Origin of the sequence: Aeromonas sp. FDAARGOS 1418, from assembly GCF_019048585.1 — a bacterium.
Classification (GTDB): Bacteria; Pseudomonadota; Gammaproteobacteria; order Enterobacterales; family Aeromonadaceae; genus Aeromonas; species Aeromonas caviae.
On record NZ_CP077387.1, the window covers coordinates 36,579 to 62,477 of the forward strand.

Sequence of the window (25,899 nt, forward strand, 5' to 3'; positions counted from 1 at the left end):
CAACGTAATGAGCAAGATCACCACTACCCATCTGCAGAAGATGAAGCAGGACGGACAGAAAATCACCGCCATCACCGCCTATGACGCCACCTTCGCCAAGCTGTTCGACGACGAGGGCGCCCAGGTGCTGCTCATCGGCGACTCCCTCGGCATGGTATTGCAGGGCGGAGACGACACCCTGGCGGTCAGCATGGACGAGATGGTCTATCACACCCGCTGCGTGGTGCGTGGCACCACCAATGCCCTGGTGGTGACCGACATGCCGTTCATGAGCTACGCCACCCCGGAGCAGACCTACCAGAACGCGGCGCGCCTGATGGCGGCCGGTGCCCGCATGGTGAAGATGGAAGGGGGGGACTGGCTGTGCGACTCCATCCGCCACCTGACCCGTAACGGGGTGCCGGTGTGCGGCCATCTCGGCCTGACCCCGCAATCCGTCCACGTGTTTGGCGGCTTCAAGGTGCAGGGGCGCGACGAGTTCCACGCCCAGGAGATCTACCGCCAGGCGCTGGAGCTGCAAGCGGCCGGCATCCAGTTGCTGGTACTCGAGTGCGTGCCCGTCTCTCTGGCAGAGCGCATCACCAAGGCGCTGCGCATTCCGGTGATCGGCATCGGTGCCGGCCCTGCCACCGACGGCCAGATCCTGGTGATGCACGATGCCTTCGGCATCACCTCCGGTTATGTGCCCAAGTTCACCAAGAACTTCCTGGCCGAGACCGGTGACATGCGTGCCGCCATTCGTCTCTACGTGCAGCAGGTGAGCGAGGGGACCTTCCCCGGCCCCGAGCACTGCTTCAACTGACTTTCTGTCGTCATGAGCGCGGGGGCCTGTGCCCCCGTCTCGCCCTCCCCCCTGACGACCCCCTCTTTTATTGATTCATCTGAAGGTGAACTGACGATGTTGGTTGTGAACAATCCCGCCGCGCTGCGCGAGCAGATCGGTCAATGGCATCGCGAAGGCCGCGCCATCGCATTCGTGCCCACCATGGGCAATCTGCATCAGGGTCATCTCACCCTGGTCGAGGAGGCCCGCCGCCATGGCGACAAGGTGGTGGTCAGCATCTTTGTGAACCCCTTGCAGTTCGACAAGGCCGAGGATCTCGCCAACTACCCCCGCACCCTGGAGCAGGATTGCGCAGCCCTGGAGGCCGCCGGTGTGGACCTGGTCTTCACCCCGACGCCGGAGATCATGTATCCCCAGGGGCTCGCCAGCCAGACCTTCGTCGAGGTGCCCGGCATCTCCAGCCTGCTGGAAGGGGCGCTGCGTCCGGGGCATTTTCGCGGGGTCAGCACCGTGGTCACCAAGCTGTTCAATCTGGTACAGCCGAACGTGGCCTGCTTTGGCGAGAAGGATTACCAGCAGCTCGCGCTCATTCGCAAGATGGTGGCCGACATGGCCATGCCCATCGAGATCGTGGGCGTGCCGACCGTGCGGGCCGAAGACGGGCTGGCCCTCTCTTCGCGCAACGGCTATCTGACCGCTGCCGAACGGGCCATCGCCCCCGAGCTCGCGCGCACCATGAACTGGATTGCCGAGCAGATTGAAGCGGGGAACAGTCACCTCCCCTCCCTGGTTGCCCAGGCCAGCCAACGCCTCGACAACGCGGGATTCAGGACGGATGCCATCGACATCGTCGATGCCGACACCCTGGAATCCGCCAGCGCCGAGAGCCAGCGCCTGGTGATCCTGATGGCCGCCTATCTGGGCAAGGCCCGCCTCATCGACAACCGGGTCGTCGCCCTGCGGGGTTGAGACACGGCAAGGAGACCACGATGTCCAAGAAGGTTTACTGCATCGCCCAGTTCCAGCCCAAGCCGGGCCAGGAGCAGGCCCTGTTCCGCGTCCTGCAAGGGCTCGAACCCGACACCCTGCGTGAAGATGGCTGCCTGCAGTACATCGTCACCCGCCATATCCAGAGCCCCTTTGCCGAGGGGGAGAGCTTCCCCATCGTCTTCAACGAGATCTGGCGCGACATGGCGAGCTTCGAGGCCCACTGCCAGCGCGCCGGTATCAAGGCCTTCTTCGAGCGCTACTGCCTCGCGGATGATGGCCTCGCGGCCAAGTGGAACGTCTGCGTCTACAGCGACGAGCCCGCGGACTACGACGCCCCGGCCCTCTGAGACCGACATGTGCAAATAAAAAGGCGCCCGAGGGCGCCTTTTTGCTGGCGGGTGTGCGCCTCAGTGGCGCAGACCGGTGCCGCGGGAGATGAGCCACCAGGCCATCCCGTAGAGCACCAGGATGAAGCCGATGATGATGAGATAGGCGGTGCCGAGGGGCACGTCGGAGATCCCGAGGAAGCCGTAGCGGAACGCGTTCACCATGTAGATGATGGGGTTCACCTGGGAGACCCCCTGCCAGAACGGCGGCAGCAGGGTGATGGAGTAGAAGACGCCCCCCAGATAGGTCAGGGGAGTCAGGATGAAGGTCGGGATGATGCTGATGTCATCGAACGACTTCGCGAACACCGCGTTGATGAGCCCCCCCAGGGAGAAGAGGATGGAGGTGAGCAGCACGGTCACGCAGACGCTGAACAGGTGATGGATCTGCAGCGGCACGAAGAACAGCGACACCAGGGTGACGATGAGGCCGACACAGAGGCCGCGCGCCACGCCACCGCCCACATACCCCGCGATGATGATGTAGTTGGGCACCGGCGCCACCAGCAGCTCCTCCACGTTGCGCTGGAACTTGGCGCTGTAGAAGGAAGAGGCGACGTTGGAGTAGGAGTTGGTGATGACCGACATCATGATGAGGCCGGGCACGATGAACTCCATGTAGCTGAAGCCCCCCATGTCGCCGATGCGCGAGCCGATGAGGTTGCCGAAGATGACGAAGTAGAGGCTCATGGTGATGGCGGGCGGCACCAGGGTCTGGATCCAGATCCGGGTGAAGCGGCTCACTTCCTTGGCCAGAATGCTCTTGAAGGCGATGTAATAGGTCATGGGGTTCATGCTTTGCGACCCTCCTCTACCAGATTGACGAACAGCTCTTCCAGCCGGTTCGCCTTGTTGCGCATGCTGAGCACCTTCACCCCCTGGGCGGAGAGCTGCTCGAACAGGCTGTTGAGGGACTGGCTCTTCTCCAGCTCCACTTCCAGGGTGTTCTCATCCTGCATCCGGCCGTTGAACTCGGGCAGGGCCGGTACGGTGGAACCCGGCACCAGATCCAGCAGGAAGGTCTCGCGACCCAGCTTGCCGAGCAGGCTCTTCATGCTGGTGTTCTCGATGAGACGGCCCTTGTCGATGATGCCGATGTTGCGGCACAGCATCTCGGCCTCTTCCAGGTAGTGGGTGGTCAGGATGATGGTCACCCCCTGCTCGTTGAGATCCTTGAGGAAACTCCACATGGAACGGCGGATCTCGATGTCCACCCCGGCGGTCGGCTCATCCAGGATCAGCAGCTTGGGCTCATGCATCAGGGCGCGGGCGATCATCAACCGGCGCTTCATGCCACCGGAGAGAGTGCGGGCCGCCATGTCGCGCTTGTCCCACAGATCGAGCTGGCGCAGATACTTCTCGGCGCGCACCTTGGCCTCGGCCCGCGGCACCCCATAGAAACCGGCCTGGTGAGTCACTATCTGGCTCACCTTCTCGAACTGGCTGAAGTTGAACTCCTGGGGCACCAGGCCGAGCTGGGACTTGGCCAGCTCCAGATCGGTATCGATGTCATGACCGAATACCTTCACCTTGCCGGCACTCTTGTTGACCAGTGAGCTGATCACGCCGATGGTGGTGGATTTGCCCGCCCCGTTGGGACCGAGCAGGGCGAAGAAATCCCCCTGTTTGACGGTGAGATCGATGCCCTTGAGGGCTTCGACGCCCCCCTGATAGGTCTTCTTCAGACCGCTGATTTCCAATGCGTTCATTGCAACCCCTGTGATGGATGAGCCCATCTCGAGACAGAAAAGGCGGCTGTGACGCCGCCTGAAGACAGTCGATGGCGGGCCGGCCAGCCTGCCTTGCTACTTCGGACCCGGCTTACTCTTGCGGTACCACCTTGCCGATGAAAGGCAGGTTACGGTACTTCTGGGCGTAGTCAATGCCACAACCCACCACGAACTCGTCCGGGATGGAGAAGCCAAGCCAGTCCACCGGCACCTGAACCTCGCGGCGGGACGGTTTGTCCAGCAGGGTGCAGATGGCCAGGGATTTCGGCTCGCGCAGAGAGAGGATCTCGCGCACCTTGTTGAGGGTGTAACCGGTGTCGATGATGTCCTCCACGATCACCACGTCCTTGCCTTTGATGTCGTCATCCAGATCCTTGAGGATGCGCACGTCACGGGTGCTGTGCATGCCGGAGCCATAGCTGGAGGCAGTCATAAAGTCCAGGGTGATGGGCAACTGGCACTGACGGCAGAGATCCGCCAGGAAGACGCAGGAGCCGCGCAACAGGCCGATCATGACCACTTCCTCGGAGCCCTGGTAACGGGCGGTAATCTCTTCACCCAGCGTGGCGATCCGGGCTGCAACCTCGGCCTCGGGGATCATCACCTCGACAATGTGTTTCATCACATACTCCAATAATGACCAAAGGGTTATTGGCCGTTCATTAACGTCAAAACCGAGGATTCTACCACTCCAACCAGTGGGCGTCAGGCATACGTGATGCTTTTATCGGCTTATTTTAATTGATAGAGTTAGCAAGCCTTCGGGCATTATCGGTGACAATACTATAAACACCATAATCAATAACTATTAGATGAAAAAACTATGGAACCACGCGCAGAAATAAGACGTCGAACCCGGCTTTCGCCGGAGGCTCGCCGTGATCAATTGATGGAGTGTGCCGTCGAGGTATTTTCCCGTCGCGGCATCGGCCGTGCCGGGCATGCCGAAATAGCCGAACAGGCAAAGGTCTCGGTTGCGACCGTTTTTAACTATTTCAATACTCGTGAAGATCTGGTCGACGAAGTGCTGACAGAAATCGAAGCCTTCGTACAGCAGATCCTCGAACAGGCCTACAACGGTCAGGGCTCCGCCAGGGAGAGCATTCACCGCCACGTGAAGCTGTTCGTTGACGCCGCCTATGACAAGCCCGATCACGCCAGCATCTGGCTGGAGTGGAGCTCCTCGGTGCGGGAAGAAGTGTGGCCTCGCTACACCCGGCTGCTGGACAAGGCGCTGGAGCGCATTGCCCCCCACCTGCAACGGGCCATCGACAACGGCGAGATCCAGAGCGTGCTGTCGGCGCAGGATCTGGCCCGCTCCCTGACCGGTTTTGGCTATGTGATGATGCAGATGATCAATCAGCCGCAGCGTCCGAGCCGGGAAGAGGTGACTGATTTCCTGTTCAAGTACGTGACGGCCCCCATCCAGGCCAGCTGACTCGCGCAGATGTTGACAAAGCGGCGCCGGGCTTTAGAGCCCGGCGCCGCTTTTTGTCCGCTCCCCGCAGTATCAGTGGCTGGCATAACCCCAGCGACTGGTCAACTCATGCTCGACACCCAGATGATCGAGGATGCGGGCGACCATGAAGTCCACCAGATCCTCGATGCTTTTCGGTTCATGGTAGAACCCTGGCGCCGCCGGCATGATGGTCACGCCAAGACGGGCAAGCTTGAGCATGTTCTCCAGATGGATCGCCGAGAAGGGGCTCTCCCGGGGCACCAGAATCAGCTGGCCCCGCTCCTTGATCACCACGTCTGCCGCGCGCTCCAGCAGGTTGTCCGAGGTGCCGTTGGCAATGGCCGAGACGGTGCCCATGGAGCAGGGGCAGACCACCATCTGTTTGGGGGCCGCCGAGCCGGAAGCCACCGGCGAGAACCACTCCTCCTTGCCGCAGGCGACGATCTGACCCTCTTTGGCACCATAATGGCGACAGAGGTACGCCGACAGCTCCCTGGGGGAGCCCGGCCAATCCTGCTGCTGCTCGGTCTTGAGCACAACCCTGGCCGCCGAGGAGGCGAGCAGGAAGACCCGATAGTCCGCCTGCACCAGGCATTCCAGCAGGCGCAGGGCATAGGGAGCGCCGGAGGCGCCTGTCAGCGCCAGGGTGATGGCCTTGTTCATGATGCGCTCTGCAGCTCCTTCAGGCGGGCGATCAGCTTGTCGTGAATGCCGCCGAAGCCGCCGTTGCTCATGATCAGAATATGATCCCCTGGGCGGCTCTCGGCCACCAGGGCGCCAATCAGGGCATCAAGGCCCTCGAATACCCGGGCAGGCCGGGTCATGTGGGCCGTCACCTCCCCCAGATCCCAGCCGATGTTGGGGGGCTGGAAGAAGAACACCTCGTCGGCACCGTCAAAGCAACCGGCCAGCTCCTCCTTGTGAACCCCGAGCTTCATGGTGTTGGAGCGGGGCTCCAGCACCGCCAGGATGCGGGCCTTGCCCACCTTGGCGCGCAGTCCACCCAGGGTGGTCTCGATGGCGGTGGGGTGGTGAGCGAAGTCGTCATAGACGCTGATGCCGGCCACTTCCCCTTTCAGCTCCATGCGCCGCTTGGGGGACTTGAACTGGCAGAGGGCGTTGATCCCGTGCTCTACCATGACACCGGCATGGCGGGCGGCGGCGATGGCCATCAGACCGTTGTTGACGTTGTGCTCTCCGATGCACTCCCAGTGCACCTCCCCCTGTTTCACGCCATCCAGCCACACCTCGAAGGCGGAGCCGTCATCGGCCAGCTTCACCGCCTTCCACTTGGCATCGTCCTGGCCAACCAGCTCCACCTCGCTCCAACAGCCCATCTCGCGCACGGCGGTAAGGTTGTCATCGCCTTTGGGGAAGAGCACCCGGCCGTTGCTCGGCACGGTGCGCATCAGGTGGTGGAACTGGCGCTGGATGGCGGCGAGATCCGGGAAGATGTCGGCGTGGTCGAACTCCAGGTTGTTCATCACCAGGGTGCGCGGATGATAGTGGACAAACTTGGATCGCTTGTCGAAGAAGGCGCAGTCATATTCGTCCGCTTCAATCACAAAGAAGGGAGCCGAGCCGAGACGGGCGGAAACCGGGAAGTTGCCCGGCACGCCACCGATGAGGAAACCGGGTTCCAGCTTGGCATACTCCAGCACCCAGGCCAGCATGCTGGCGGTGGTGGTCTTGCCATGGGTGCCCGCGACGGCCAGCACCCAGCGATCCTTCAGCACGTGCTCCAGCAGCCACTGGGGGCCGGAGATATAGGGCAGATTGCGGTCCAGCACATATTCCACACAGGGGTTGCCACGGCTCATGGCATTGCCGATCACCACCAGATCCGGCGCCGGATCGAGCTGGGAGGGGTCGTAGCCTTCGGTCAGTTCGATGCCCTGTTGCTCGAGCTGGGTGCTCATGGGGGGATAGACGTTGGCGTCGGAGCCGGTCACCCGATAGCCAAGCTGTTTTGCCAACACCGCCAGACCACCCATGAAGGTGCCGCAGATCCCGAGAATGTGAATGTGCATACCGCTGCCTTTTCCAGTAAAGGGAGTGCGCATTCTAGGGTCTGTTGACCCGGTGGCACAAGCCGCGCCCATGGGGAGCGAAGGCATCCGCGCCCGCAGACGACAGAAATCGGGCAAGCGCGGGGAAAAGCCACCCTCCGCCACGCCACCCGGCCCTTGAAATATGGTCATTTGACGGGACATCGCTATAATGTCGGCCTGCAAACTTGACTCCAACACTCAAAGGAAACGTCATGAGCCTGAACCTGGTACCGGCCGGCAAGAGCCTGCCTGACGACATCTACGTCATCATCGAAATCCCGCAGAACGCCGACCCGATCAAATACGAAGTCGACAAGGACAGCGGCGCCATCTTCGTTGACCGTTTCATGTCCACCCCGATGTTCTACCCGTGCAACTACGGTTACGTGAACGCCACCCTGTCTCTGGACGGGGATCCGGTCGACGTGCTGGTTCCTACTCCCTACCCACTGCTGGCCGGCTCCGTCATCCGCTGCCGCCCGGTCGGTGTGCTGAAGATGACCGACGAATCAGGCGAAGACGCCAAGATCGTGGCCGTTCCCCACTCCAAGCTGACCAAGCAGTACGATCACATCCAGGATGTGAACGATCTGCCCGAGTTGCTGAAAGCTCAGATCCAGCACTTCTTCGAGCGCTACAAAGAGCTGGAAGCGGGCAAGTGGGTCAAGGTGGAAGGTTGGGGCGACAAGGCCGCTGCCGAAGCCGAGATCAAGACCTCTGCCGAGCGTTACGCTGCAAAATAAGCGTATTCCTCGCAAAAAAGGCGCCTTATGGCGCCTTTTTTATTGGTCGTTGCGGGGACGCTCCGGGGGGATCCCCCTGGATATAGAGGTCGCGCCCGTTTTGCCGATAGGGGCGGTAATAGTCATCACCGCAGCGATATTCCTGACCGGCGCCTCCCACCAGATCGCAGTTGACCGGCAGCACCTCCAGCCACTTGATGGCCTGCTGGAAGCGCAGCCACTCCTGCCATTCATGCTCCCGGGCCAGCTGATCCCGCAGGGCGAAGGTATCCGCGCTGGACAATCCCTGATTGACGATGACCTGCCCCGCCAGCGCCGGCGTGCCCACCAATATCAGCAGAAACCGTGAAACAAGCTTCATGATGATTTCCTCCATGACTTATTTCCTGAATTAAATTTAAAGTCAGATCAGATAATTACCAATATATCTGTCACCAGACCAATCCAAATGCCGGTCACTCACCTAGTTGTTTATTATCAACCCAGGCGGAGGCGCACCATGAAACTGGCACAAGGCTTTCTGTGCAGTCTGCTCTTCGGCACCATGGCGCAGGCCAACGAGATCAACCTGAGCTGGCAGTGGCAATCTGCGGATGGTCAGCAAAAGCACCTGCAATTGACGGCGGATGAGCGCACCTTTTCAGCCAGCCGTCACGAGATGACACAGCTCGACACCGCCCTCAACTTCCCGCTGGAAACACTCTACTCCTACATCAGTCCGCGCCTCTACAACAGCATCAACCAGATCAACCAGCACAGCCCGGAGACGGCCACCAAGTTCCGCAACCTGGAACAGGCCTTTACCCTGCACGACAGCAGCCTCGAATCCGCCCAGTTCTGGCAGGCCTACCGGCAATATCAGGAGGACGCCTTCTACGAGATGCGGGTCCAGCCCTGCGTGCACCCGGCCAATCAGAAGCTGCCCTGTGTGCGCCCCAACTACTCCCAGCTGTTCTATCAGTTCAAGGGAGACCTCAAACCCCTGGCACAGCAGTTTTCGGCCAAGGATCTCGCCACCAGCGTCACCCTGCTGCAGGAGTGGCTGAGCGGCATCCCCACCCCGCCCGAGCAGATGGACCACTTCGCTCCGCCCTTGCAGGCCCTGCAGGACAACAAGGCCGACAGCGACGAGAAGGCGCTGCTCATGGCCAGTCTGCTGGCGGAGCTGGCGCCCCAGTACAGTCTCAGCATCATCTATCCGAACATCAGCATCGGCAGCGTCTCGCCGGCCTGGCTCGCCATCACGGCCGACAGCGGCCTTGAGGGAGACACCCTGGTAATCGGCAATCAGCGCCACGTGCTGCTCACCGGTTCTCCCCTGCTGGCCCAGCAGATGACCATGGCCCAGATTCCCTTGATCAGTGAACCGCTCTACTAGCCTCTTCTGACCATCACTTGCTTTTGATGGATGACATGCCATCCTTGCCGCCGTCATTGGGGGGATGGCGACCATGTTGACAAGATCACCGTCGCACCCTGCATTATTTAACACTTTTTAAACAGATCCGATCAGTTTAGGATGTTCAGGGTCCCATTCCCTCGACCCAAAAATCGTTATAACATCACAAAGGAGTGTCATCCGGATGAAACATCTCGTGCTTACTCTGGCGCTGCTGCCAACCCTGGTCATGGCCCACAACATCAAGGAATCAACCCAGGTGCCGCTGGTCAACATCAGCGACAAGGGGGAGCTGGTGCTCAAGGAGAAGGAGATCAGCTATCAGCCCTGGCAGAGCAAGGTCCTGACCGGCAAGGTCTTCCTGATCCAGCACATCGCGGGTCGCTCCAGCGCCAAGGAGCTCAATGCCCCCATGATCGAGGCGATCAAGGCGGCCAAGCTGCCCCACGACAAGTACCAGACCGTCACCATCATCAACAGCAATGACGCCATTTGGGGCACGTCCGGTTTCGTGAAGAGCAGTGCCGAGGACAGCAAGAAAGAGTTCCCTTGGTCCGCCATGGTGCTGGATGCCAAGGGGATGGCCCGCAACGCCTGGGCGCTCACCCCGGAAAGTTCGGCCATCATACTGCTGGATAAAGAGGGCAAGGTGCTGTTTGCCAAAGATGGCCAGCTCGATGCCGCCGAGATAACCAAGGTGATGGGGCTCATCCAGTCCCATCTCTGAATCAGAGAGAAGGGCGCTGATGGCGCCCTTTCCACAAGGGTCTATGGGTCGTTCCACACTGACAATCTGGGTGTTGCTGCTGGGCTGGTTGTGGATGCAACCGGCGCTGGCACAGCACCCTCTTGAAGCGGCCCTGCCCGATCACGGTCATGCCTGCACCCTCTGCGTCCTGCATCTGGATGGCAAGCTGGCACTGACGCCGACCCCCGTTCTCCCTCCCCTCTCCTGTGGCATCGACCGGTATATCGGCACTCCCCAACCGAGGGCGGCCATCGGCTCCACGGGACATCGCCGTATCCGCGCCCCGCCGCCCCTTCATTGTTTCTTTTTTTGAACCAATCTTTTCTCTATTTATTCAAAAGGATTAACGATGAAAGCAGTCACCCTGTTGCTGGCCGCTGCCGCCTTCGGCGCCCAGGCCCATCACGACGAACACGAAAGCCACAGCCACGGTGCCCATGAGCACGGTCACGGCCACCTCAACCTGGTACTCGACGGCAACCAGCTGATGATCGAGTTGCAGGCCCCTGCCGCCGATCTGGTGGGCTTCGAGCATGCCGCCAACACCGATGAGGAGAAAGCGCAGTATGCCAAGGCGGTGGCCCGCCTCCAGCAGCCCGACGCCCTCTTCCGTTTCGACCCGGCCGCCGGCTGCAAGCTGACCCAGCAGGAGCTGCAGGCCGCCAAGGAAGATCATGACCATGAGCACGAGCACGAGCACGAGCACGACAAGGCTGATGGCGCTCACGATGAACACCATCACGACGACGCGGGCCATGCGGACATGGGGGCCATGTACACCTACACCTGCGCTACCCCGGCCAAGCTCACCGGTCTCGAGGCCACCCTGTTCAGCCTCTACCCGAGCCTGGAGAAGCTGAGCGTGCAGGGCATACTGCCCACCGGCCAGACTGCCGCCGAACTGACTCCGTCCGCCAACAAACTGGGCTGGTAACACCATGAAACATGCCGTGGTTGAGATCCGTGATCTGGCCTTTGCCTGGCCGGGTCACGAAGCCGTCCTCGATCTGCCCGCCCTTCGCATCCACGAGGGTGAGCGCGTCTTCATCAAGGGCCCATCGGGTTGTGGCAAGTCCACCCTGCTCGGGTTGCTGGCCGGTATCCAGACCGCCAACCACGGCAGCCTGGAGGTGCTGGGCCAGCCCCTGGCCCGGCTTTCCAGCCGCGCTCGTGACCAGTTCCGGGCGGCCAATCTGGGGTACATCTTCCAGCAGTTCAATCTGCTGCCGTTTCTCTCGGTGCAGGACAACGTCACCGCTGCCCTCACCTTTTCACCCGCCAAGCGGGCCCGCCTGACAGGGAGCCCCGAGCAGGAGGCGCGCCGCCTGCTGGCAGAACTGCAACTGCCGGATGAGGCGCTCCATCGCCCCGTCCACGCCCTCAGCATCGGCCAGCAGCAGCGAGTCGCCGCCGCCCGCGCCCTGATAGGCTCCCCTCCTCTGGTGATCGCCGACGAGCCCACCTCGGCCCTGGACACCGACAACCGGGCCGCCTTCATCCGGCTGCTGTTCGAGGAGTGCGACAAGCAGGGGTCTACCCTGGTCTTCGTCAGTCACGATCCCTATCTGGAGCCCCTCTTCCCCCGGGTGGAGAACCTGCAACAGCTCAACCGGAGGGCGGCATGACCACACGCCATCATCTCGCAGCCCGTCCGGCCATCTCCCCTTCACTGCGGAGGCTTTCATGCTGAAACTCGCCCTGCAAAGTCTCTGGGCCCGTCGCCTCACCGCCGGGCTCACCCTGCTGGCCGTCGCCATCAGCGTCACCCTACTGCTCGGGGTGGAGCGGGTGCGCAGTCAGGCACGGGACAGCTTCGCCAACACCGTCTCGGGTACCGATCTCATCGTCGGCGCCCGCTCCGGCCAGGTGAACCTGCTGCTCTATTCGGTGTTTCGCATCGGCAACCCCACCAACAACGTGGGCTGGGACTCCTACCAGGCCATCAAGGCCAGGCCCGGTATCGCCTGGACCATCCCCCTCTCCCTTGGCGACTCCCACAAGGGGTTTCGCGTGCTCGGCACCAATGGGGACTACTTCACCCACCTGAAGTACGGCCAGCAGCAGGCGCTCGTCCTGCGCGAAGGTCGCCCCTTCGAAACGCCGTTTGAAGCGGTGCTGGGTGCCCAGGTGGCCGAAAAGCTCGGCTATCACCTGGATCAATCCATCGTCATCGCCCATGGCGCCGGCAACACCTCGTTCAGCCAGCACGACAACATGCCGTTCAAGGTGGTGGGGATCCTGGCCCCCACCGGCACCCCCATCGATCGCACCATTCATGTGCCGCTGGCGGGCATAGAGGCGATCCACCTGGGCTGGGACACCGGTCGTCACAGCAAGAACGTGACCCCGGAACAGGCGATGGCGCTGGATCTCACCCCCAAGACCATCACCGCCTTCATGGTGGGGCTGAGCAACCGGATCCTGGCGTTCCAGTTGCAGCGCAGCGTCAACACCTATCCCAGGGAGCCCCTGATGGCCATCCTGCCGGGGGCCGCCCTGCAGGAGCTCTGGGGGCTGATGAGCGTGGCGGAGACCGCCCTGTCGGTGATCGCGGGCTTCGTGGTGGTGGCGGGCCTCATCGGTATGCTGACCACCCTGCTCGCCGGCCTCAACGAGCGGCGCCGCGAGCTCGCCATTCTGCGCTCCCTGGGGGCGGGCCCTGCCCACCTCTTCCTGCTGCTGGCGCTGGAGGCGATGGCGCTCACCACGGCGGGCATCGCCCTCGGGGTGGCCGCGCTCTATCTCGGTCAGGGGCTTGCTAGCCCCTGGCTGCTCAGCCACTATGGCCTGCAAATGAGCCTGGGTCTGCCGAGCGCCTATGAGTGGCAACTGCTGGGCCTGGTCTGGCTGGCGGGCATGGTGATCGGGCTGCTGCCTGCCGCCCGCGCTTACCGCTACAGCCTGAGCGACGGCATGAGCATTCGCGTCTGACCCGACGCATCCGACCAAGAGAGAAGAACAGATGATGAAGTGGAAAATAGTGGCGCTGCTGGCCAGCCTGCTGGTACTGCCTGCCATGGCCGTAGATTACAAGACCATCGACTGGGATATCCTCATCCCGGAGGGGGAAAAACTGCTGCCACCGCCCCAGGTCAGCCATGACGGCGACTTCTCCTCGGTGCCGCAGCCGGTGGGGGGCGTCAACAAGAAGCTGGACAATCAGGAGGTGCGGATCCCCGGGTTCGTGGTGCCCCTGGAAGGGGATGCCAAGACCGTCACCGCCTTCCTGCTGGTCCCCTACTTCGGCGCCTGCATTCACGTACCGCCCCCGCCCACCAACCAGGTGATCTACGTGAGCTACCCCAAGGGGGCGCCGGTGGATGACCTCTGGGACGCCATCTGGGTCAAGGGCAAGATGCACACCGTCAGCTCCAGCCACGAGATGGCCACCGCTTCCTACTCCATGGACGCGGTCGAGGTCAGCGTCTACGAAGAGTGAGCCCCTGATGGCCTCCCCCGGGAGGCCATTTTTTTATCCCGTGACGACCCCGGCAAAGGGATTGTTCATGGATCTGGTTGGAGTAACATTCACTACCAGACCTTGCCATCACGGAGCCAGCATGGCTGACCTGCCCCCCAAGAAAGAGAGTTCCATCCTGAGCAGCCAGGAGCAGACCCTGCGCCTGGCCCGCAGCCGCGGCATCGATGGCATGCTCACCCGCAACAGCGACAGCACCTTCGAGCAGCGCGCCACCTTCCGCCAGCTGGCGGAGCAGGCCACCCGCCAGCGCAATCTGGAATCCATCATGGTGATGGCCGCGCGCCACTGCGAAGAGACTGCCGCCGGCGGCGAGATAGACAGCGACTGGCTTACCCGCTTCCTGCAACTGGCCGAAGACATCAGCATGACCCCCATGCAGCAGTTGTGGGGCCGCATCTTCGCCCTGGAAGTGGCGACCCCGGGCCGCTTCTCCATCCGTGCCCTCAACACCCTCAAGGAGATGACCCAGCGCGAAGCCCAGCTGTTCCAGCGCATCTGCGCCCTCTCCTGTCACTACGAGGGCAGCGACGAGCAGCGTCTGCTGCTGGGCATGCACAAGGGGGCCAGCCTGCTCAGTCGCGCCAAGGTCACCCGGATGGGGCTCGGCAAATACCGGGTGCCCTACAGCGCCCTACTGCTGCTGTGCGATCTCGGGCTGCTGCACCGTGGCGAGCTCGAATCCGGTCCCCTGCCCGCCGACGGGGTCGAGCTGGCCTTTGGCAACCAGCGCTGGCGTCTGCGCCAACGCCAGAGCAACCTCACCCTGCTCTATTACCGGCTCACCCCCATCGGCAACGAGCTTGCCCTGCTGCTGGACGAGCCCCCCCTGGAAGAGTACCTGCAGGATCTGAAGACCCTGCTCTCCACCCACCTGCTGATAGAGACCCAGATGCCGGCCCCGGTCAGCGAGCCGGATCTGCCCGCCTGAGACTGGCGGAGGCCCCGGCCCCGCCTTGCCAAATTGCGAAACCCGCCCCGCCATTGCCAAAACGGCTCCCAAAAAGCGAATCCTGGCGGCAGGGGCAGACGCGAGCCCGGGCCATGCTCCCCCCTCTGCGGGTTTTGAGCGCAAAAGAGACATATAGAACGCAATTTAAGCGTTTTTGGGCACTCTGGTGTACGAATTGCAACCAGACTCTCTTTCCTCTGTCAGGCAGGAAGTACCATGAGAGTCAATCAACCCGTTACCCAGCGTGAGCGCCTCTACCCGTCGCACCAGAACCTGATTTCCACCACGGATCTGGAGAGCCGCATCACCTATGCCAACGACGAGTTCTGCCAGATAGCCGGCTTCACCCTGGAGGAGCTGCAAGGGGCGCCCCACAACCTGGTCCGCCACCCCGACATGCCGCCCCAGGCGTTTGCCGACATGTGGCGCCATCTGCGGGAAGGCAAAAGCTGGATGGGCCCGGTCAAGAACCGCTGCAAGAACGGGGATCACTACTGGGTCAACGCCTTCGTCACCCCCATTCAGGACGCAAGCGGCAAGGTGGTGGAGTACCAGTCGGTGCGCACGGCGCCGGACGACGCGATCAAGCAGCGTGCGGAGCGGGTCTATGACGAGATGCGCCGCGGCAAGACCCCCCGGGCCCTGCGCCTGCCCCCCTGCTGCCACACCCTGGGGATCCACCTCTGCCTGATGGCGCTGCTGGCCAGTCTGGTCACCCTCGGCTATCAGCACGGCCCGGGCTGGCCTCTGCTCATCGGCGCCCTGCCCCTGGTGGTTGCGCTCGTCATCTGCCAGACCCTCTCCCGGCGCCTCGCCCGGCTGGAGACCCTGGCCCGCCACCGTTTCGACAACCCCTTGATGCAACTGCTGTATACCGGTCGGGTCGATCGTCTGGCTGCCGTCGAGCTCGCCATGAAGATGAACCAGGCCGAGTTCAATGCGGTGCTGGCCCGCACCCAGCAGACCTGCCAGCAGATCGTGCAGGCGGCGCAGACGGATCTGAACAATGCCGAGTCCATCACCGGCAACCTGCAACAACAGCAGGCCCAGACCAACCAGGTCGCGACCGCCATCACCGAGATGACGGCGTCCATTCGCGAGGTCTCCCACAGCTCGATCGCCTCCTCGGACAGCCTGGACAACACCGCCGTGCTGTTTCGGGAGGGCAATCGCAGCGTGCTCGATACCGTGGCGGCGGTGGAAGGGGTTCACGGCGAGCTGCTCACCTCCCGCGCCGTGATAGAGGCGCTGGCCAGCCAGTGCCGCGCCATCGACGGCATCCTGGATGTCATCAACAACATCGCCAACCAGACTAACCTGCTGGCCCTCAATGCGGCCATCGAGGCGGCCCGGGCGGGCGAGTCCGGTCGCGGCTTCTCGGTGGTGGCGGACGAAATCCGCACCCTCGCCATCAAGACCCAATCCTCCACCGGCGAGATCCAGCAGATGATAAGCCTCTTGCAGGCCAGCGCCGACGATGCCCAGCAGGCCATGGCGCAAGGGGAACAGCTCTCCGCCAGTTGCCGCCTCAAGGCCGCCGCCACCGGCGATATCCTGCAACAGATAAGCGAACGCCTGTTGCAGGTGACCGCAGGCAGCAACCAGATAGCCCAGGCAATGCAGGAGCAATCCCTGGTCACCCAGGACATCCACCACAGCGTGCTGGACATCAAGCGTCTGGCCGACGACTCCAGCCAGGGCAGCCGCCACGCCGTGCAGGGCATCATTGCCCTCGTGAAGCAGCTCGGGGATCTGGAGCGGCTGGTACGCCAGTTCCAGCAGCATCCCGCCACCCGGCCAACCAGCACCGCCCTGACCAGCGGCCAACCCCTGCTGGCACGCTAAGCCTTCACGGAGCAAACCAGACCCAAAGACCGTGCGTTAACAATAAAAACGGGCCCCTGCCGTCACCGGCAGCGGGCCCCTCTTTTGGGTGGTGCATGGGCGTCTGAGCGGGTTTCACATTCGAGTCCTCGACTGAACCCGCGGCTCTTTCGCCCCATCCCAACCACCTGCTCGCCCGTGCCAGGCCGACCCTCTCGGCTGCACCGCATGGCCCTCGGCAGGGCAATGACCTCACTCCCCCATCCATACACCGTGAATGTTGGGCGTTAGGCCTTGAGCGTTGAGCGGGAAGCGGGAAGCGGGAAGCGGGAAGCGGGAAGCGGGAAAGCATTGCGCCTTGAGATCCCTCTTATCCAACCTGCCGCAGGCCCCGCTGCCCCCCAATTTATTGATCTTACCCGAGAAATCGCCCGCTCCCTCTTCCCTAACCAGCTCCGTTCGGTAACATGGCAATCGGGATCACCTCTTGTCGGAGTCAGCCATGAACCAGACCGGAGCAACACCGCAGGGAAAGCGCAGCAGGCTGGAGGCTGAAATTCAGGGGCGGTAGCGTGTTTTTTGCCGGTTGGTGCAGAGCGCAGCGGCGCCCAACAGACGAGCATGGTCACATGAACCAGAGTGGGATAAAGATGGATGGGGTCGAACGGTAACTAAAAATAGGTGATGCAACCAAAGTCAGACTGGACTTCCAGCCACGTTGTATTGCTCCTGATGAGGTTGATGTCCCTCTCGGTTTTGGCGTTGAAATTCTATTTTCTGCTGCACACATGATCGATATTGAACGACCACCTCAAGAGTATATTGATTGGCAATGAGGTCAAAAGCCAGAGGGAACCTGGTCACGAAACGGATGCACAATCGATGCGTAAAAAGAAACTGTCATCGCTCGGTGTTTTCATTCCCATTGACCTAAATGGTTATTTTTGTTGCCGCAGAGTTTAGCGGTTGTATGTTATCAGCCCCTTGGTGGGCATTACTATTCACAAGGACGTGTCATGAAAAAATCCTCTATTGGTGCTGTGTTTTTACTTAGTTCAAGTGCGTTAGCCAACCCATATAAAAGTGAATTTGTTGATGTGGCATTTCAAATACAAGAAGGAAAGAATACATTTCAACTGGTCTGTCAACCCAAGCTCACCATGGGGGAACTGCCCAAAAACTGGGTTGATACCTGCAATGAGATTGGCAAGAAGTTTTTGGAGTTGGCTGTCGAAAGCGGAATAAAGGTTGACCCCATTGACAACGCGTTTGGTTTGGCTGGTGAACTTGCTCAAAAAATGTCGAGTGACTTGCCAGAGAATGTTGTCCCCACACAAATTATTAGCCGTGAATTTGGTGGTTAATCGCTTATAGCAAGATGATATTGTCAACAGCAGCCAGGCTGGGGCGATTTACACTGCGCTTCAGCCGCCCCAAAGCCTGGCGTTAGGAATAGATTATGAAACATATTTTCACCATTATGCTTTCTTTACTTTTTATAATCGCATGTGACGACATGTCTGTCACCACATCAACTGGAGAACATGCCTCTTCCAGCTCATCCACGTCATCATCTTCGGAGAGGGAAATCACGCTATCAGGTGAGAGCGGGCATGCCTTCATTGGTGAGGATGAACTCGTATTAAAAGACGAGATGGTTTTTATAAATGGTAAACTATTCGCGAACGCGCCTTCTGGTTCAACCGTCTGGTATGTTATCAAAAACGATGTTAAATCACTTTATGTAAATGAAAAATCAATTCCTATCGGGAACTAATTTCTTCCCGAAAAAATTAAATTGATTATTTTTTCATGAAAACGTGCACAAGGTCTTCCACCATAACTGAAACATTAGGCTTTCAGGGTAAAATCGAGGCGATGAGTTATATATTATATTCGGTCACTGGTGGCTATTTATATCATTCCTGGAAAATGAATACTTCGGTAGCTATTGGGACACTCACCATTTCCTCATCACTATTAGGTCAAGAAAAATGCAAATCCGGGCAATATCTTTACTCTTGCTCCTTTTGACATGCTCAGTGAGCGCGAAAGATATCATGACTCGTACAGCGAGTAGAGACGATAGCTCTCATATCTCGTATTATTTGGTTCCACATTCCTATGACACAGATACACTGCTGTTGATCCTGCAAGGCTCTGATTGCAATAGTGTGTTGAAAATAGACTCTATACTCACCGACTATAAGAATGTCTGGCCAGGAGCTGATGTTTTGCTAATCGAAAAGTACGGCATCAATCGCAAATTAAAATACAGTAAAGATGCCGAACGCAAGGATTGCCCTGCTCAGTACCTTGAAAAGGACAGCCCTGCCCAGCGGGTCGCGGATATCAACACTGTGCTCGGTATCGTTCGAAAAGACGGGCAATACAAAAAGCTCATCCTCTTGGGCGGCAGTGAAGGGGCCGTTATCGCCAACCTGGTGAGTGCAGATATTGACTCTATCGATGCCACCATCGCCTTTAATGGCGGTGGCCGCTGGTTTATCGATGACGTCTCACACAGCATCGCGGTAAAGCATAAAAACCCCGAAGCGGCGAGAAAAGAGATCGACGGTTTTAAAGGGTTTGCCGAGCATATGCTTAACAACGAACCCTTTGAGCTTGATGTGAGCGGACATGGCTATCATTGGTGGCAGCAGATGCTCTCCATCGATCAGCTTGATATCCTTAAAAAGGTAAAGTCTCCTTTGCTGGTCGTGCAGGGGGGAATGGATACTTCGGTATCACCGCAAAAAACAGATGAAATGATGCAGCGCCTTGAAGAATTCGGGAAGAATAATATCGAGTATCGGCGTTACGAAGCACTCGATCACGGGTTGAAAGACAGCGACGGGAAAAGCCTGCGCAAAGAGGTTATCCGCGATATAAATATATGGTTAAGGTCGAAGCTAGGTAACCCAGCCAATACATCCAGCGGCAACTGATTGAAGCTAGACTGGCTGGTAAATGCCCTATTTATACCGTGATAGCAGTTTGTTAATTCACCTCTTGCCGCAGTCAGCTATGAGTCAGACCAGAGCCACACCACAGAGAAAACGTAACAAACTGAAGACTAGAATTCAGGGTCGGTAGCATTGTCGGTGCTTTTCTTGGTCGACCCCCTTACTGTTTCTATATTCGGTGGTAATAGTTGCGTCAAAGAGAGGAAGTCCAGTAAACACGTTCAACTTCAAAGGCTGGCATGTAATTCATTTATTTAAAATGTCATTTCTCATGCCCTTTATCAGGGTGAACCGGAGTTAGATGGAAGGCGGAATTAACGTGTTAGTACCGCCCTCCATCTAACCACTCTTATGCTTACAGGAGTAATGCATGTCACTTGACGTCGCATATAGCATTGAAGTAGATGACTATGTAGACCCAGACAAGGCATACGATCTCTATTGGGCAGGCCTAATAGCGGATAAACAAGCATTCCTTTGCCCGGGCACTGACTGCACAGCTCAAGTCACCTGCTGCAACATAGATAAAGATACACAAAACATGAGGGTCATTCCTCATTTCAGAATTTATGGAAAAAATCATGCAAAGACCTGTGAAGTTGCTCGCGGCATCGACTATACAATAAATTACACATTACTAAAAAGTAAGGATAAAGAAAAAGCATCCATCGACAGCTCTATCGTCGATGAATTTATTATTAATCGTCCCAGCTCATATTACGACGAGCGACTTCCTGGAAGCCCTGAGGCCAAAAATGCAAAAAAACAATTAATGTACAAAGGCGGCAGCCTTGAGGAAAGACTGAGGGAAATCGGGCACTCCAGCAAAATATACTCTGTCAGATCTGTAGTTAGTCGCCGCATCAGATATGAGAAAGATGGATCCCTACACTCAAGAAGGGTTAACGTACTTGGGAAAGATGTTGCCTACAAATCAATAATGAAATGCATCTGGGAACAAGATCTAGAAAAATTGCCAGAATATCCTGTCATCTATTACGGTTGGGCATATATTGATCGGCTCAGCTCAAATCAAGGCTACAGAATAAAATTCAAAAAGAAATTAAAGTTTGGCCAAAAAATGCTAGATGCAACAATTATTATTTTCGACAGTTTAATCGATTCATACAAAATCAAAAAGCTCGTCTCAACTAGACTTACAAAAATAGTTTCTGGCAGCAAACAAGCCTTCGTGTTCGTCTACGGCAAGCCAGAAATCAACCAAAGTAAACAAACTGATAAAGTATATGCCAATTTCAAAATAACCAATCTTGACATGATAGATGTCAACCATGAATCACCTTTCCCGAAGCCCGGTGAATAGTAAATATAAAAATACGCTCACCTGTCGCTCACTTCGTTCGCTGGACAGTCAAAAACTGAGCTTTTTCCTGCCTATTAGCAGGATCTTTATAAATCAAGGATACAACATTGAATACTGAAGCAGTAAAGTTTGCTAAACGGTATGATTCATTGTTTAAAAGTAAAACATCAGGCTTAAAGGGTAATGAAATCCCATTATTTAGGGCCATGAAAGATTCATTAATGGGAGCCGCAAATAAATTTTACATAGAGGAATATCATGGTACAAAAAATCAAGTAAGATTTACTGGCGATGGTATAAATGCTCGTAAAAATGCTAGGTGTGAGCTTAGTGATTTGATGATAATAGTTTTCTCATCTAAAACTCGAGAAGCAAGGTTAACATATTTACAAGCAAAATCTGAAAGAACTCATGTAATACCATCTTTTAACAGTCAATTTATGGCTAACTATGAACAGTGGTATCTACTTGCTAAACGCCCAATAATCCACGGTGTTGGTGCCTTTCAGCCTCCTCAGGATCTATTAAACAATGCTATTTATTCATCTATAGGAACATTCGCTTTCTTTTATCAAACAGATTCCGGAAGATATGAAACATTTTATGTCTCAGCGGACAACTTAGCTCCAATAAAAACAAACAAATCTAAAAAAGGGAAAGTTGAGATCTTTGATAAAAGCAATTACTTCTCCAAAAAGAATTCTTACAAGGAATGTATATCAAGCATAAACAATTATTTCTTTGCATATCACTTATACAATATGACCATTGGAAGTCCAATATCATATAAATTGACTTCTACTCAAGCCATAAGAAATTGGATATGTAACACTCTTAATTCAACAATGACAGAACAATCAAGAAATGATAACTCAAACGAATTAGCTAAAGAGTTGATTGATATTCTGGAACCTAATGAACCAATGAAAAAAACTTCTGGATTTGGTTCCAAGTATTTATTAGTGCTAAAGTCAAACAATGATTTATAACAAGCCGCTACAATTTTACGAAAATACCTGTCACGAATTTCTCTTAGCAAAATATAGTGCCAGGTATTTTTGCAACTGAGCTCAGCATTAGTCAGAGAATATTTCCCCTTTTGAGTATCATATAACGCCCCCATTCAGTTTTTCACCACTGACAACAACCGGCCTCAAACCGGTGTCTTGTTTACGCTACTTTAGTGCGCACTTCCTTCGGTATCAATTTCAGACCCTTCTTGAACATGCTGTAGGGCGTTTGTCCTTCCATCATCCTGCCCTGATGTGGTCGCTGGTTGTTGTAGTGATCCAGATAGCTGTCCAGGTCTGTCTGCATCTGCTCCACCGACTCATACCAGGTTGTCCTCCCTTTGATACGGAAGTGTTCATCCAACAAGGTTCGATGCAACCGTTCGATAAAGCCGTTGCTCTGTGGCCTGCGTACCTTGGTGGTCCGGTGCTCAATCCCCTCCAGTTGCAGGAACAGCTCGTAGGGATGATGGTCAGGGCGCCCGCAGAACTCGCGCCCATTGTCCGACAAGATGGTATAGACCCGTGCCTCATGGGCTTCGAAGAACGGCAGCACCGTTTCGTTGAGTACATGGACCGACGTCACCGGCAGCTTACTGGTGTAGAGCCGTCCCCAGGCGTGGCGGCTGTAGCAATCGAGCACGGTTTGCAGATACACCTTGCCCACCCCCTTGAGTGCACCGACGAAGAAGGTGTCGACCGCCACCAGTTCCCCGGTGTAGTGGACATCTATCTGGCGTTCGCGGAACTCGGGGCTGAAGCGCTCGAGCAGGCGAATTTGCTCGTCATTGAGCTCAATCGTCTGCTCCCTATGGGTTTTCTCGAGGCGCAACAAGCGGTCATGTTTGGAGAGCAAATCGTGACGTTGCCACACGCCACGCACACCGCCCGCACTGACGTTGATGCCTTGCAGAGCGAGTTCTTGCGCGACCCGCAGCGGGCCATGGGTTGGTCTGGTGAGAGAGTAAGCGAGGATGGCCTGTTCAATCTCGGGAGCGACCCGGTTGGGATGCGCCCCTTTACAGCCGGGGAGTTTGTCGAGCAAGCCCTCGGCGCCATAGGTCTGGTAGTTACGGCGGATCTCGTAGAACTGCTGGCGGCTGTAGCCGATGAGCTTACAGGCTTTGCTGACGTTATTGAGCTCTTTGGCGAGCTCTAGCAGGCTGAGTTTACGACGTGCTACTTTCTCGTTGGTGGTCATACGGTGACTCCGGATAACACGGTAGGGGTACCGTTTTGTTATCCGGTTTGAAGCCGTATGACCACTCCCTTTTGTGGGCAACTGTCAGGTGAATACCATCTCCATACAGACAAGGGAAATAGCCGGCAAGCAATAAACAAGGGGGCCAAGGCCCCCTCTGCTATGAATGATCGGCGGATAAAATGGGCATCAATCGATCAACCCCCGCAGCCTTAGCGCAGTCAGCAACTCCTCCACCAGCACTTCAACTGGTTTTCCGGCATTCAGCAGATGGATCTCCGGTTGCTCGGGGGCCTCGTAGGCGGAGTCGATACCGGTAAAATTGCGGATCTCCCCTGCCCGCGCCTTTTTGTAGAGCCCCTTGGGGTCGCGCTCTTCACAGACTGCGAGCGGCGCATCCACAAACACCTCGACAAACTCCCCTTCACCCACGAGATTGCGCACCAGTTGTCGCTCGGCACGGAACGGCGAGATAAAGGCGGTGAGCACGATAAGCCCTGCATCCACCATGAGTTTTGCCACTTCGCCGACCCGGCGGATATTCTCCTGGCGGGCGGCGTCATCGAAGCCGAGATCGCCACAGAGGCCGTGGCGCACATTGTCCCCATCCAGCAGATAGGTGTGCTTGCCCGAGGCGGCCAGCGCCTGCTCCAGCGCCCCCGCCAGGGTGGACTTACCCGCCCCGGAGAGCCCGGTAAACCAGATCACCAGCGGCTTTTGCCCCTTCTGCTCGGCCCGACTCTGTTTGTCGACGGCATGGGCATGCCACACGATATTGCTCATCCAACACTCCTTGATTGGCGCTCACGCCTCAAAACTTAAACTGTCCGGCACCGCGGGGAGCCGCCTCGGACTATCAGCCGACAACGTGCTGATGCCATGGCATTGCTCATCCAACACTCCTTGATTGGCGCTCACGCCGCAATACTGAAAACTGTCCGCTACAGCGGGGAGCCGCCTCGCGATGAGGCGGCAAGGTGCTGATGCCCTGATATTGCGCATGCAACCCCCCCTGATTGGCGCTCACGCCTGGATACCAGTGCCCTGGCACTCCCCTGTATCATAAGCAGCCTTGATAAAAGCCGCGTTAACATAAGCAGCCCTTAACACATCCCCCGGTATCAGACATTAAAACGGAAACAGCAGGGGCACCATGACGATCACCCCGATGCTGTAGGCCAGGGAGACCGGCAGGGCCAGCTTGAGGTAATCCGGCATCTTGTAGTTGCCCGCCGCATAGACCATCAGGTTGGTCTGGTAGCCGTAGGGCAGGATAAAGCTGGAGCTCGCCCCGAACAGCACCGCCAGAATGAACGGCATGGTCGAAACGTCCATGCTGAGCGCCAGCTGGAATCCCATGGGGAAGGCCAGGGCCGCCGCCGCGTTGTTGCTCATCAGCTCCGTCAGCACCAGGGTAAACAGATAGATCCCCACGAAGGCGATAAAGGGACTGGCCCCGTTGAACTCCCCCATCAGCCAGTCGGCGATGAGCTTGGCCAGGCCGCTCTTCTCCAGCTGATCGGCGATGGCGAGCGCCCCGCCCACCACCAGCCAGATATCCAGGGGAAAGCGGCGGCGGATCTCGTCCAGGGTCAGGATGCGGGAGAAGAGCAGCACCACCAGCATCACCAGCAGCCCCTTGAAGAGCGGCACCAGATCGAGCACAGACAGGGTCAGCACCCCGAGGAACCCCGCCACCACGGCGGCGCTGCGCGTGGCATCGAGCCGGGTGGAGGCCTCCAGCCCGCTCACTACCACGAACTCCCGGGAGAGGGACTTGTTGCCAGCAAACTTGGGGCCTGGGGCCAGCAGCAATGTGTCCCCTGCGTGCAGTTCAATCTGGCCGAGGCCGCCGGTGAGCTGGGTCTCGCCCCGGCGCACCGCCAGCACCACCGCATCGAAATGGGTGCGAAACTCCGCATCCTTGATGGTCTGACCCACCAGGCGCGAGCTGTGGCTGACGATCACCTCCACCAGGTGCTGGCCGTTGAGGCGATGCTGGCCGTAGAGATCCAGCCCCTTGAGCTCCTGCAACACGCCGACGCTCTCCACGTCGCCACAGAACAGCAGCATGTCCCCCTCGTGCAGCTCGTGTTCCGGCTGCACCGGGCAGATCACCTGGTTGCCCCGGATGATCTCGGCGAGATAGAGGCTTTTCAGGCTGCGCAGGCCGTTCTCCTTGACGCTGCGCCCGGCCATCGGCGAGCCGGGGCCCACCTTGGCTTCGAGAAAATAGCCGGATTCCCGGCTCATCTCGGTGTCCTGCTCCGGCAGGTGGCGGGCAAACAGCAGCACGGCGATGAGGCCGGTCAGCAGGGTCCCCGCCCCCACCATGAAGAAGTCGAACATGCCGAGCGGCTTGGCCCCCATCTTGATGAGGAAGCTGTTGACGATGAGGTTGGTGGAGGTGCCGATCAGGGTCAGCACGCCGCCAAAGGTCGCCGCGAAGCACATGGGCAACAGCAGCCGGGAGGGCGCATGGTTGGGGTTGCGCTTGACCGCCCCCAGCATGGAGGCCACCACGGCGGTGTTGTTGACGAACGCCGATAGGAAGGCGGTGGAAAACCACACCTTCACCAGCACCTTGTTGAAGGAGCCGGTGCCCACCAGGTTGGCAAACCAGCTCATGACCCGGGTCTTCTCCACCGCGAGCGACACCAGCAGCAGCAACACCAGGGTCAGCAGGGCGCTGTTGGTGTAGCCCGCCACCACGGCGTTGATGTCCGCCAGGCCGCTCAGGTAGGTGATGAGCACGGCGCCCGAGAAGAGCAGCGCCGGCCGGAGTTTGCCCTGGATCAGCAGGGCGACGAGGGCAGCCAGCAGACCCAGCACCAGGGATTGTTGCCAGGTCATG

28 protein-coding genes are annotated in these 25,899 nt (G+C 58.1%); 19 read left to right on the forward strand and 9 right to left on the reverse strand.

Annotated features, from left to right (window positions below):
• Positions 1-7: 7 nt before the first annotated feature.
• The 3 genes from panB (at position 8) to I6L48_RS00190 (ending at position 2,121) form a co-directional block, all read left to right on the forward strand.
• The gene (gene panB / locus I6L48_RS00180; protein WP_039040847.1) at positions 8-802 is read left to right on the forward strand and encodes a 3-methyl-2-oxobutanoate hydroxymethyltransferase; all 795 of its coding nucleotides are present in this window, start codon (positions 8-10) and stop codon (positions 800-802) included.
• Positions 803-898: 96 nt separating this feature from the next.
• Positions 899-1,753, forward strand: coding sequence for a pantoate--beta-alanine ligase (gene panC / locus I6L48_RS00185; protein WP_010675575.1), 855 nt, complete (start codon positions 899-901; stop codon positions 1,751-1,753).
• A 20-nt stretch (positions 1,754-1,773) separates the two neighbouring features.
• Positions 1,774-2,121 carry a putative quinol monooxygenase gene (locus tag I6L48_RS00190; RefSeq protein WP_010675576.1) on the forward strand — a complete coding sequence of 116 codons (348 nt, stop codon included), beginning with the start codon at positions 1,774-1,776 and terminating at the stop codon, positions 2,119-2,121.
• 60 nt (positions 2,122-2,181) lie between these two features.
• Here I6L48_RS00190 and I6L48_RS00195 read toward each other — a convergent pair whose 3' ends face one another.
• From I6L48_RS00195 to hpt, 3 genes are all read right to left on the reverse strand, one after another.
• Positions 2,182-2,955, reverse strand: a complete 774-nt coding sequence (locus tag I6L48_RS00195; RefSeq protein WP_010675577.1) for an ABC transporter permease — start codon at positions 2,953-2,955, stop codon at positions 2,182-2,184.
• Positions 2,952-3,869, reverse strand: a complete 918-nt coding sequence (locus I6L48_RS00200; RefSeq protein WP_039040845.1) for an ABC transporter ATP-binding protein — start codon at positions 3,867-3,869, stop codon at positions 2,952-2,954. Before I6L48_RS00200 ends, I6L48_RS00195 begins: the two co-directional genes overlap by 4 nt.
• 112 nt (positions 3,870-3,981) lie before the next feature.
• Positions 3,982-4,512 (reverse strand): hypoxanthine phosphoribosyltransferase, encoded by a 531-nt coding sequence (gene hpt, locus I6L48_RS00205; RefSeq protein ID WP_010675579.1) that lies wholly within the window; start codon positions 4,510-4,512, stop codon positions 3,982-3,984.
• Between the two features lie 201 nt (positions 4,513-4,713).
• Between hpt and I6L48_RS00210 the strand changes: the two genes are divergently transcribed.
• Positions 4,714-5,328, forward strand: coding sequence for a TetR/AcrR family transcriptional regulator (locus I6L48_RS00210; protein WP_029314803.1), 615 nt, complete (start codon positions 4,714-4,716; stop codon positions 5,326-5,328).
• A 72-nt stretch (positions 5,329-5,400) separates the two neighbouring features.
• Here the strand turns inward: I6L48_RS00210 and I6L48_RS00215 are convergent, their stop codons facing one another.
• Positions 5,401-6,012 (reverse strand): flavin prenyltransferase UbiX, encoded by a 612-nt coding sequence (locus tag I6L48_RS00215; protein ID WP_043155755.1) that lies wholly within the window; start codon positions 6,010-6,012, stop codon positions 5,401-5,403.
• Complete coding sequence (mpl, locus tag I6L48_RS00220; protein ID WP_216987669.1) at positions 6,009-7,379, reverse strand: UDP-N-acetylmuramate:L-alanyl-gamma-D-glutamyl-meso-diaminopimelate ligase; 1,371 nt, start codon at positions 7,377-7,379, stop codon at positions 6,009-6,011. Before mpl ends, I6L48_RS00215 begins: the two co-directional genes overlap by 4 nt.
• 233 nt (positions 7,380-7,612) lie before the next feature.
• Here mpl and ppa point away from each other — a divergent pair, with 233 nt between their 5' ends.
• Complete coding sequence (gene ppa / locus I6L48_RS00225; RefSeq protein ID WP_005335667.1) at positions 7,613-8,143, forward strand: inorganic diphosphatase; 531 nt, start codon at positions 7,613-7,615, stop codon at positions 8,141-8,143.
• A 25-nt stretch (positions 8,144-8,168) separates the two neighbouring features.
• Here the strand turns inward: ppa and I6L48_RS00230 are convergent, their stop codons facing one another.
• On the reverse strand, positions 8,169-8,519 hold the full coding sequence (locus I6L48_RS00230) for a hypothetical protein (RefSeq protein ID WP_216987670.1): 351 nt from the start codon (positions 8,517-8,519) through the stop codon (positions 8,169-8,171).
• 123 nt (positions 8,520-8,642) lie between these two features.
• Here I6L48_RS00230 and I6L48_RS00235 point away from each other — a divergent pair, with 123 nt between their 5' ends.
• From I6L48_RS00235 to I6L48_RS00300, 14 genes are all read left to right on the forward strand, one after another.
• Complete coding sequence (locus I6L48_RS00235; protein WP_010675584.1) at positions 8,643-9,521, forward strand: hypothetical protein; 879 nt, start codon at positions 8,643-8,645, stop codon at positions 9,519-9,521.
• Positions 9,522-9,726: 205 nt separating this feature from the next.
• Positions 9,727-10,269 (forward strand): YtfJ family protein, encoded by a 543-nt coding sequence (locus I6L48_RS00240; protein WP_010675585.1) that lies wholly within the window; start codon positions 9,727-9,729, stop codon positions 10,267-10,269.
• A gap of 43 nt (positions 10,270-10,312) precedes the next feature.
• Positions 10,313-10,603: a hypothetical protein gene (locus I6L48_RS00245; RefSeq protein ID WP_128273883.1), complete on the forward strand. Its 291-nt coding sequence runs from the start codon at positions 10,313-10,315 to the stop codon at positions 10,601-10,603.
• 36 nt (positions 10,604-10,639) lie between these two features.
• Entirely contained in the window at positions 10,640-11,224 is a 585-nt protein-coding gene (locus I6L48_RS00250) for a DUF2796 domain-containing protein (protein ID WP_183148895.1), read from the forward strand.
• 4 nt (positions 11,225-11,228) lie between these two features.
• Positions 11,229-11,915 carry an ABC transporter ATP-binding protein gene (locus I6L48_RS00255; protein WP_216987671.1) on the forward strand — a complete coding sequence of 229 codons (687 nt, stop codon included), beginning with the start codon at positions 11,229-11,231 and terminating at the stop codon, positions 11,913-11,915.
• A gap of 58 nt (positions 11,916-11,973) precedes the next feature.
• Positions 11,974-13,221, forward strand: coding sequence for an ABC transporter permease (locus tag I6L48_RS00260; RefSeq protein WP_039040840.1), 1,248 nt, complete (start codon positions 11,974-11,976; stop codon positions 13,219-13,221).
• Positions 13,222-13,252: 31 nt separating this feature from the next.
• The gene (locus I6L48_RS00265) at positions 13,253-13,729 is read left to right on the forward strand and encodes a DUF3299 domain-containing protein (protein WP_216987672.1); all 477 of its coding nucleotides are present in this window, start codon (positions 13,253-13,255) and stop codon (positions 13,727-13,729) included.
• A gap of 121 nt (positions 13,730-13,850) precedes the next feature.
• Complete coding sequence (locus I6L48_RS00270) at positions 13,851-14,699, forward strand: TIGR03899 family protein (RefSeq protein ID WP_216987673.1); 849 nt, start codon at positions 13,851-13,853, stop codon at positions 14,697-14,699.
• Between the two features lie 237 nt (positions 14,700-14,936).
• Positions 14,937-16,565, forward strand: a complete 1,629-nt coding sequence (locus tag I6L48_RS00275; protein WP_216987674.1) for a PAS domain-containing methyl-accepting chemotaxis protein — start codon at positions 14,937-14,939, stop codon at positions 16,563-16,565.
• A 995-nt stretch (positions 16,566-17,560) separates the two neighbouring features.
• Positions 17,561-17,908, forward strand: a complete 348-nt coding sequence (locus I6L48_RS00280; RefSeq protein ID WP_052815243.1) for a hypothetical protein — start codon at positions 17,561-17,563, stop codon at positions 17,906-17,908.
• A gap of 95 nt (positions 17,909-18,003) precedes the next feature.
• A complete protein-coding gene (locus I6L48_RS00285; RefSeq protein ID WP_162726109.1) occupies positions 18,004-18,321 on the forward strand; it encodes a hypothetical protein in 318 nt (105 codons plus the stop codon).
• A gap of 283 nt (positions 18,322-18,604) precedes the next feature.
• Positions 18,605-19,492 carry a S9 family peptidase gene (locus tag I6L48_RS00290; protein WP_254203227.1) on the forward strand — a complete coding sequence of 296 codons (888 nt, stop codon included), beginning with the start codon at positions 18,605-18,607 and terminating at the stop codon, positions 19,490-19,492.
• A 388-nt stretch (positions 19,493-19,880) separates the two neighbouring features.
• Positions 19,881-20,834 (forward strand): hypothetical protein, encoded by a 954-nt coding sequence (locus tag I6L48_RS00295; protein WP_113068947.1) that lies wholly within the window; start codon positions 19,881-19,883, stop codon positions 20,832-20,834.
• A 107-nt stretch (positions 20,835-20,941) separates the two neighbouring features.
• The gene (locus tag I6L48_RS00300; RefSeq protein WP_162726111.1) at positions 20,942-21,823 is read left to right on the forward strand and encodes a hypothetical protein; all 882 of its coding nucleotides are present in this window, start codon (positions 20,942-20,944) and stop codon (positions 21,821-21,823) included.
• 181 nt (positions 21,824-22,004) lie between these two features.
• On the opposite strand, the gene I6L48_RS00305 is transcribed toward I6L48_RS00300, so the two are convergent.
• The 3 genes from I6L48_RS00305 to I6L48_RS00315 form a co-directional block, all read right to left on the reverse strand.
• Positions 22,005-23,045, reverse strand: coding sequence for an IS481-like element ISAs19 family transposase (locus tag I6L48_RS00305; protein WP_216987676.1), 1,041 nt, complete (start codon positions 23,043-23,045; stop codon positions 22,005-22,007).
• Between the two features lie 189 nt (positions 23,046-23,234).
• Positions 23,235-23,828 carry an adenylyl-sulfate kinase gene (cysC, locus tag I6L48_RS00310; protein ID WP_216987677.1) on the reverse strand — a complete coding sequence of 198 codons (594 nt, stop codon included), beginning with the start codon at positions 23,826-23,828 and terminating at the stop codon, positions 23,235-23,237.
• Positions 23,829-24,173: 345 nt separating this feature from the next.
• Positions 24,174-25,898, reverse strand: coding sequence for an SLC13 family permease (locus I6L48_RS00315; RefSeq protein ID WP_042007068.1), 1,725 nt, complete (start codon positions 25,896-25,898; stop codon positions 24,174-24,176).
• Position 25,899: the final 1 nt, after the last annotated feature.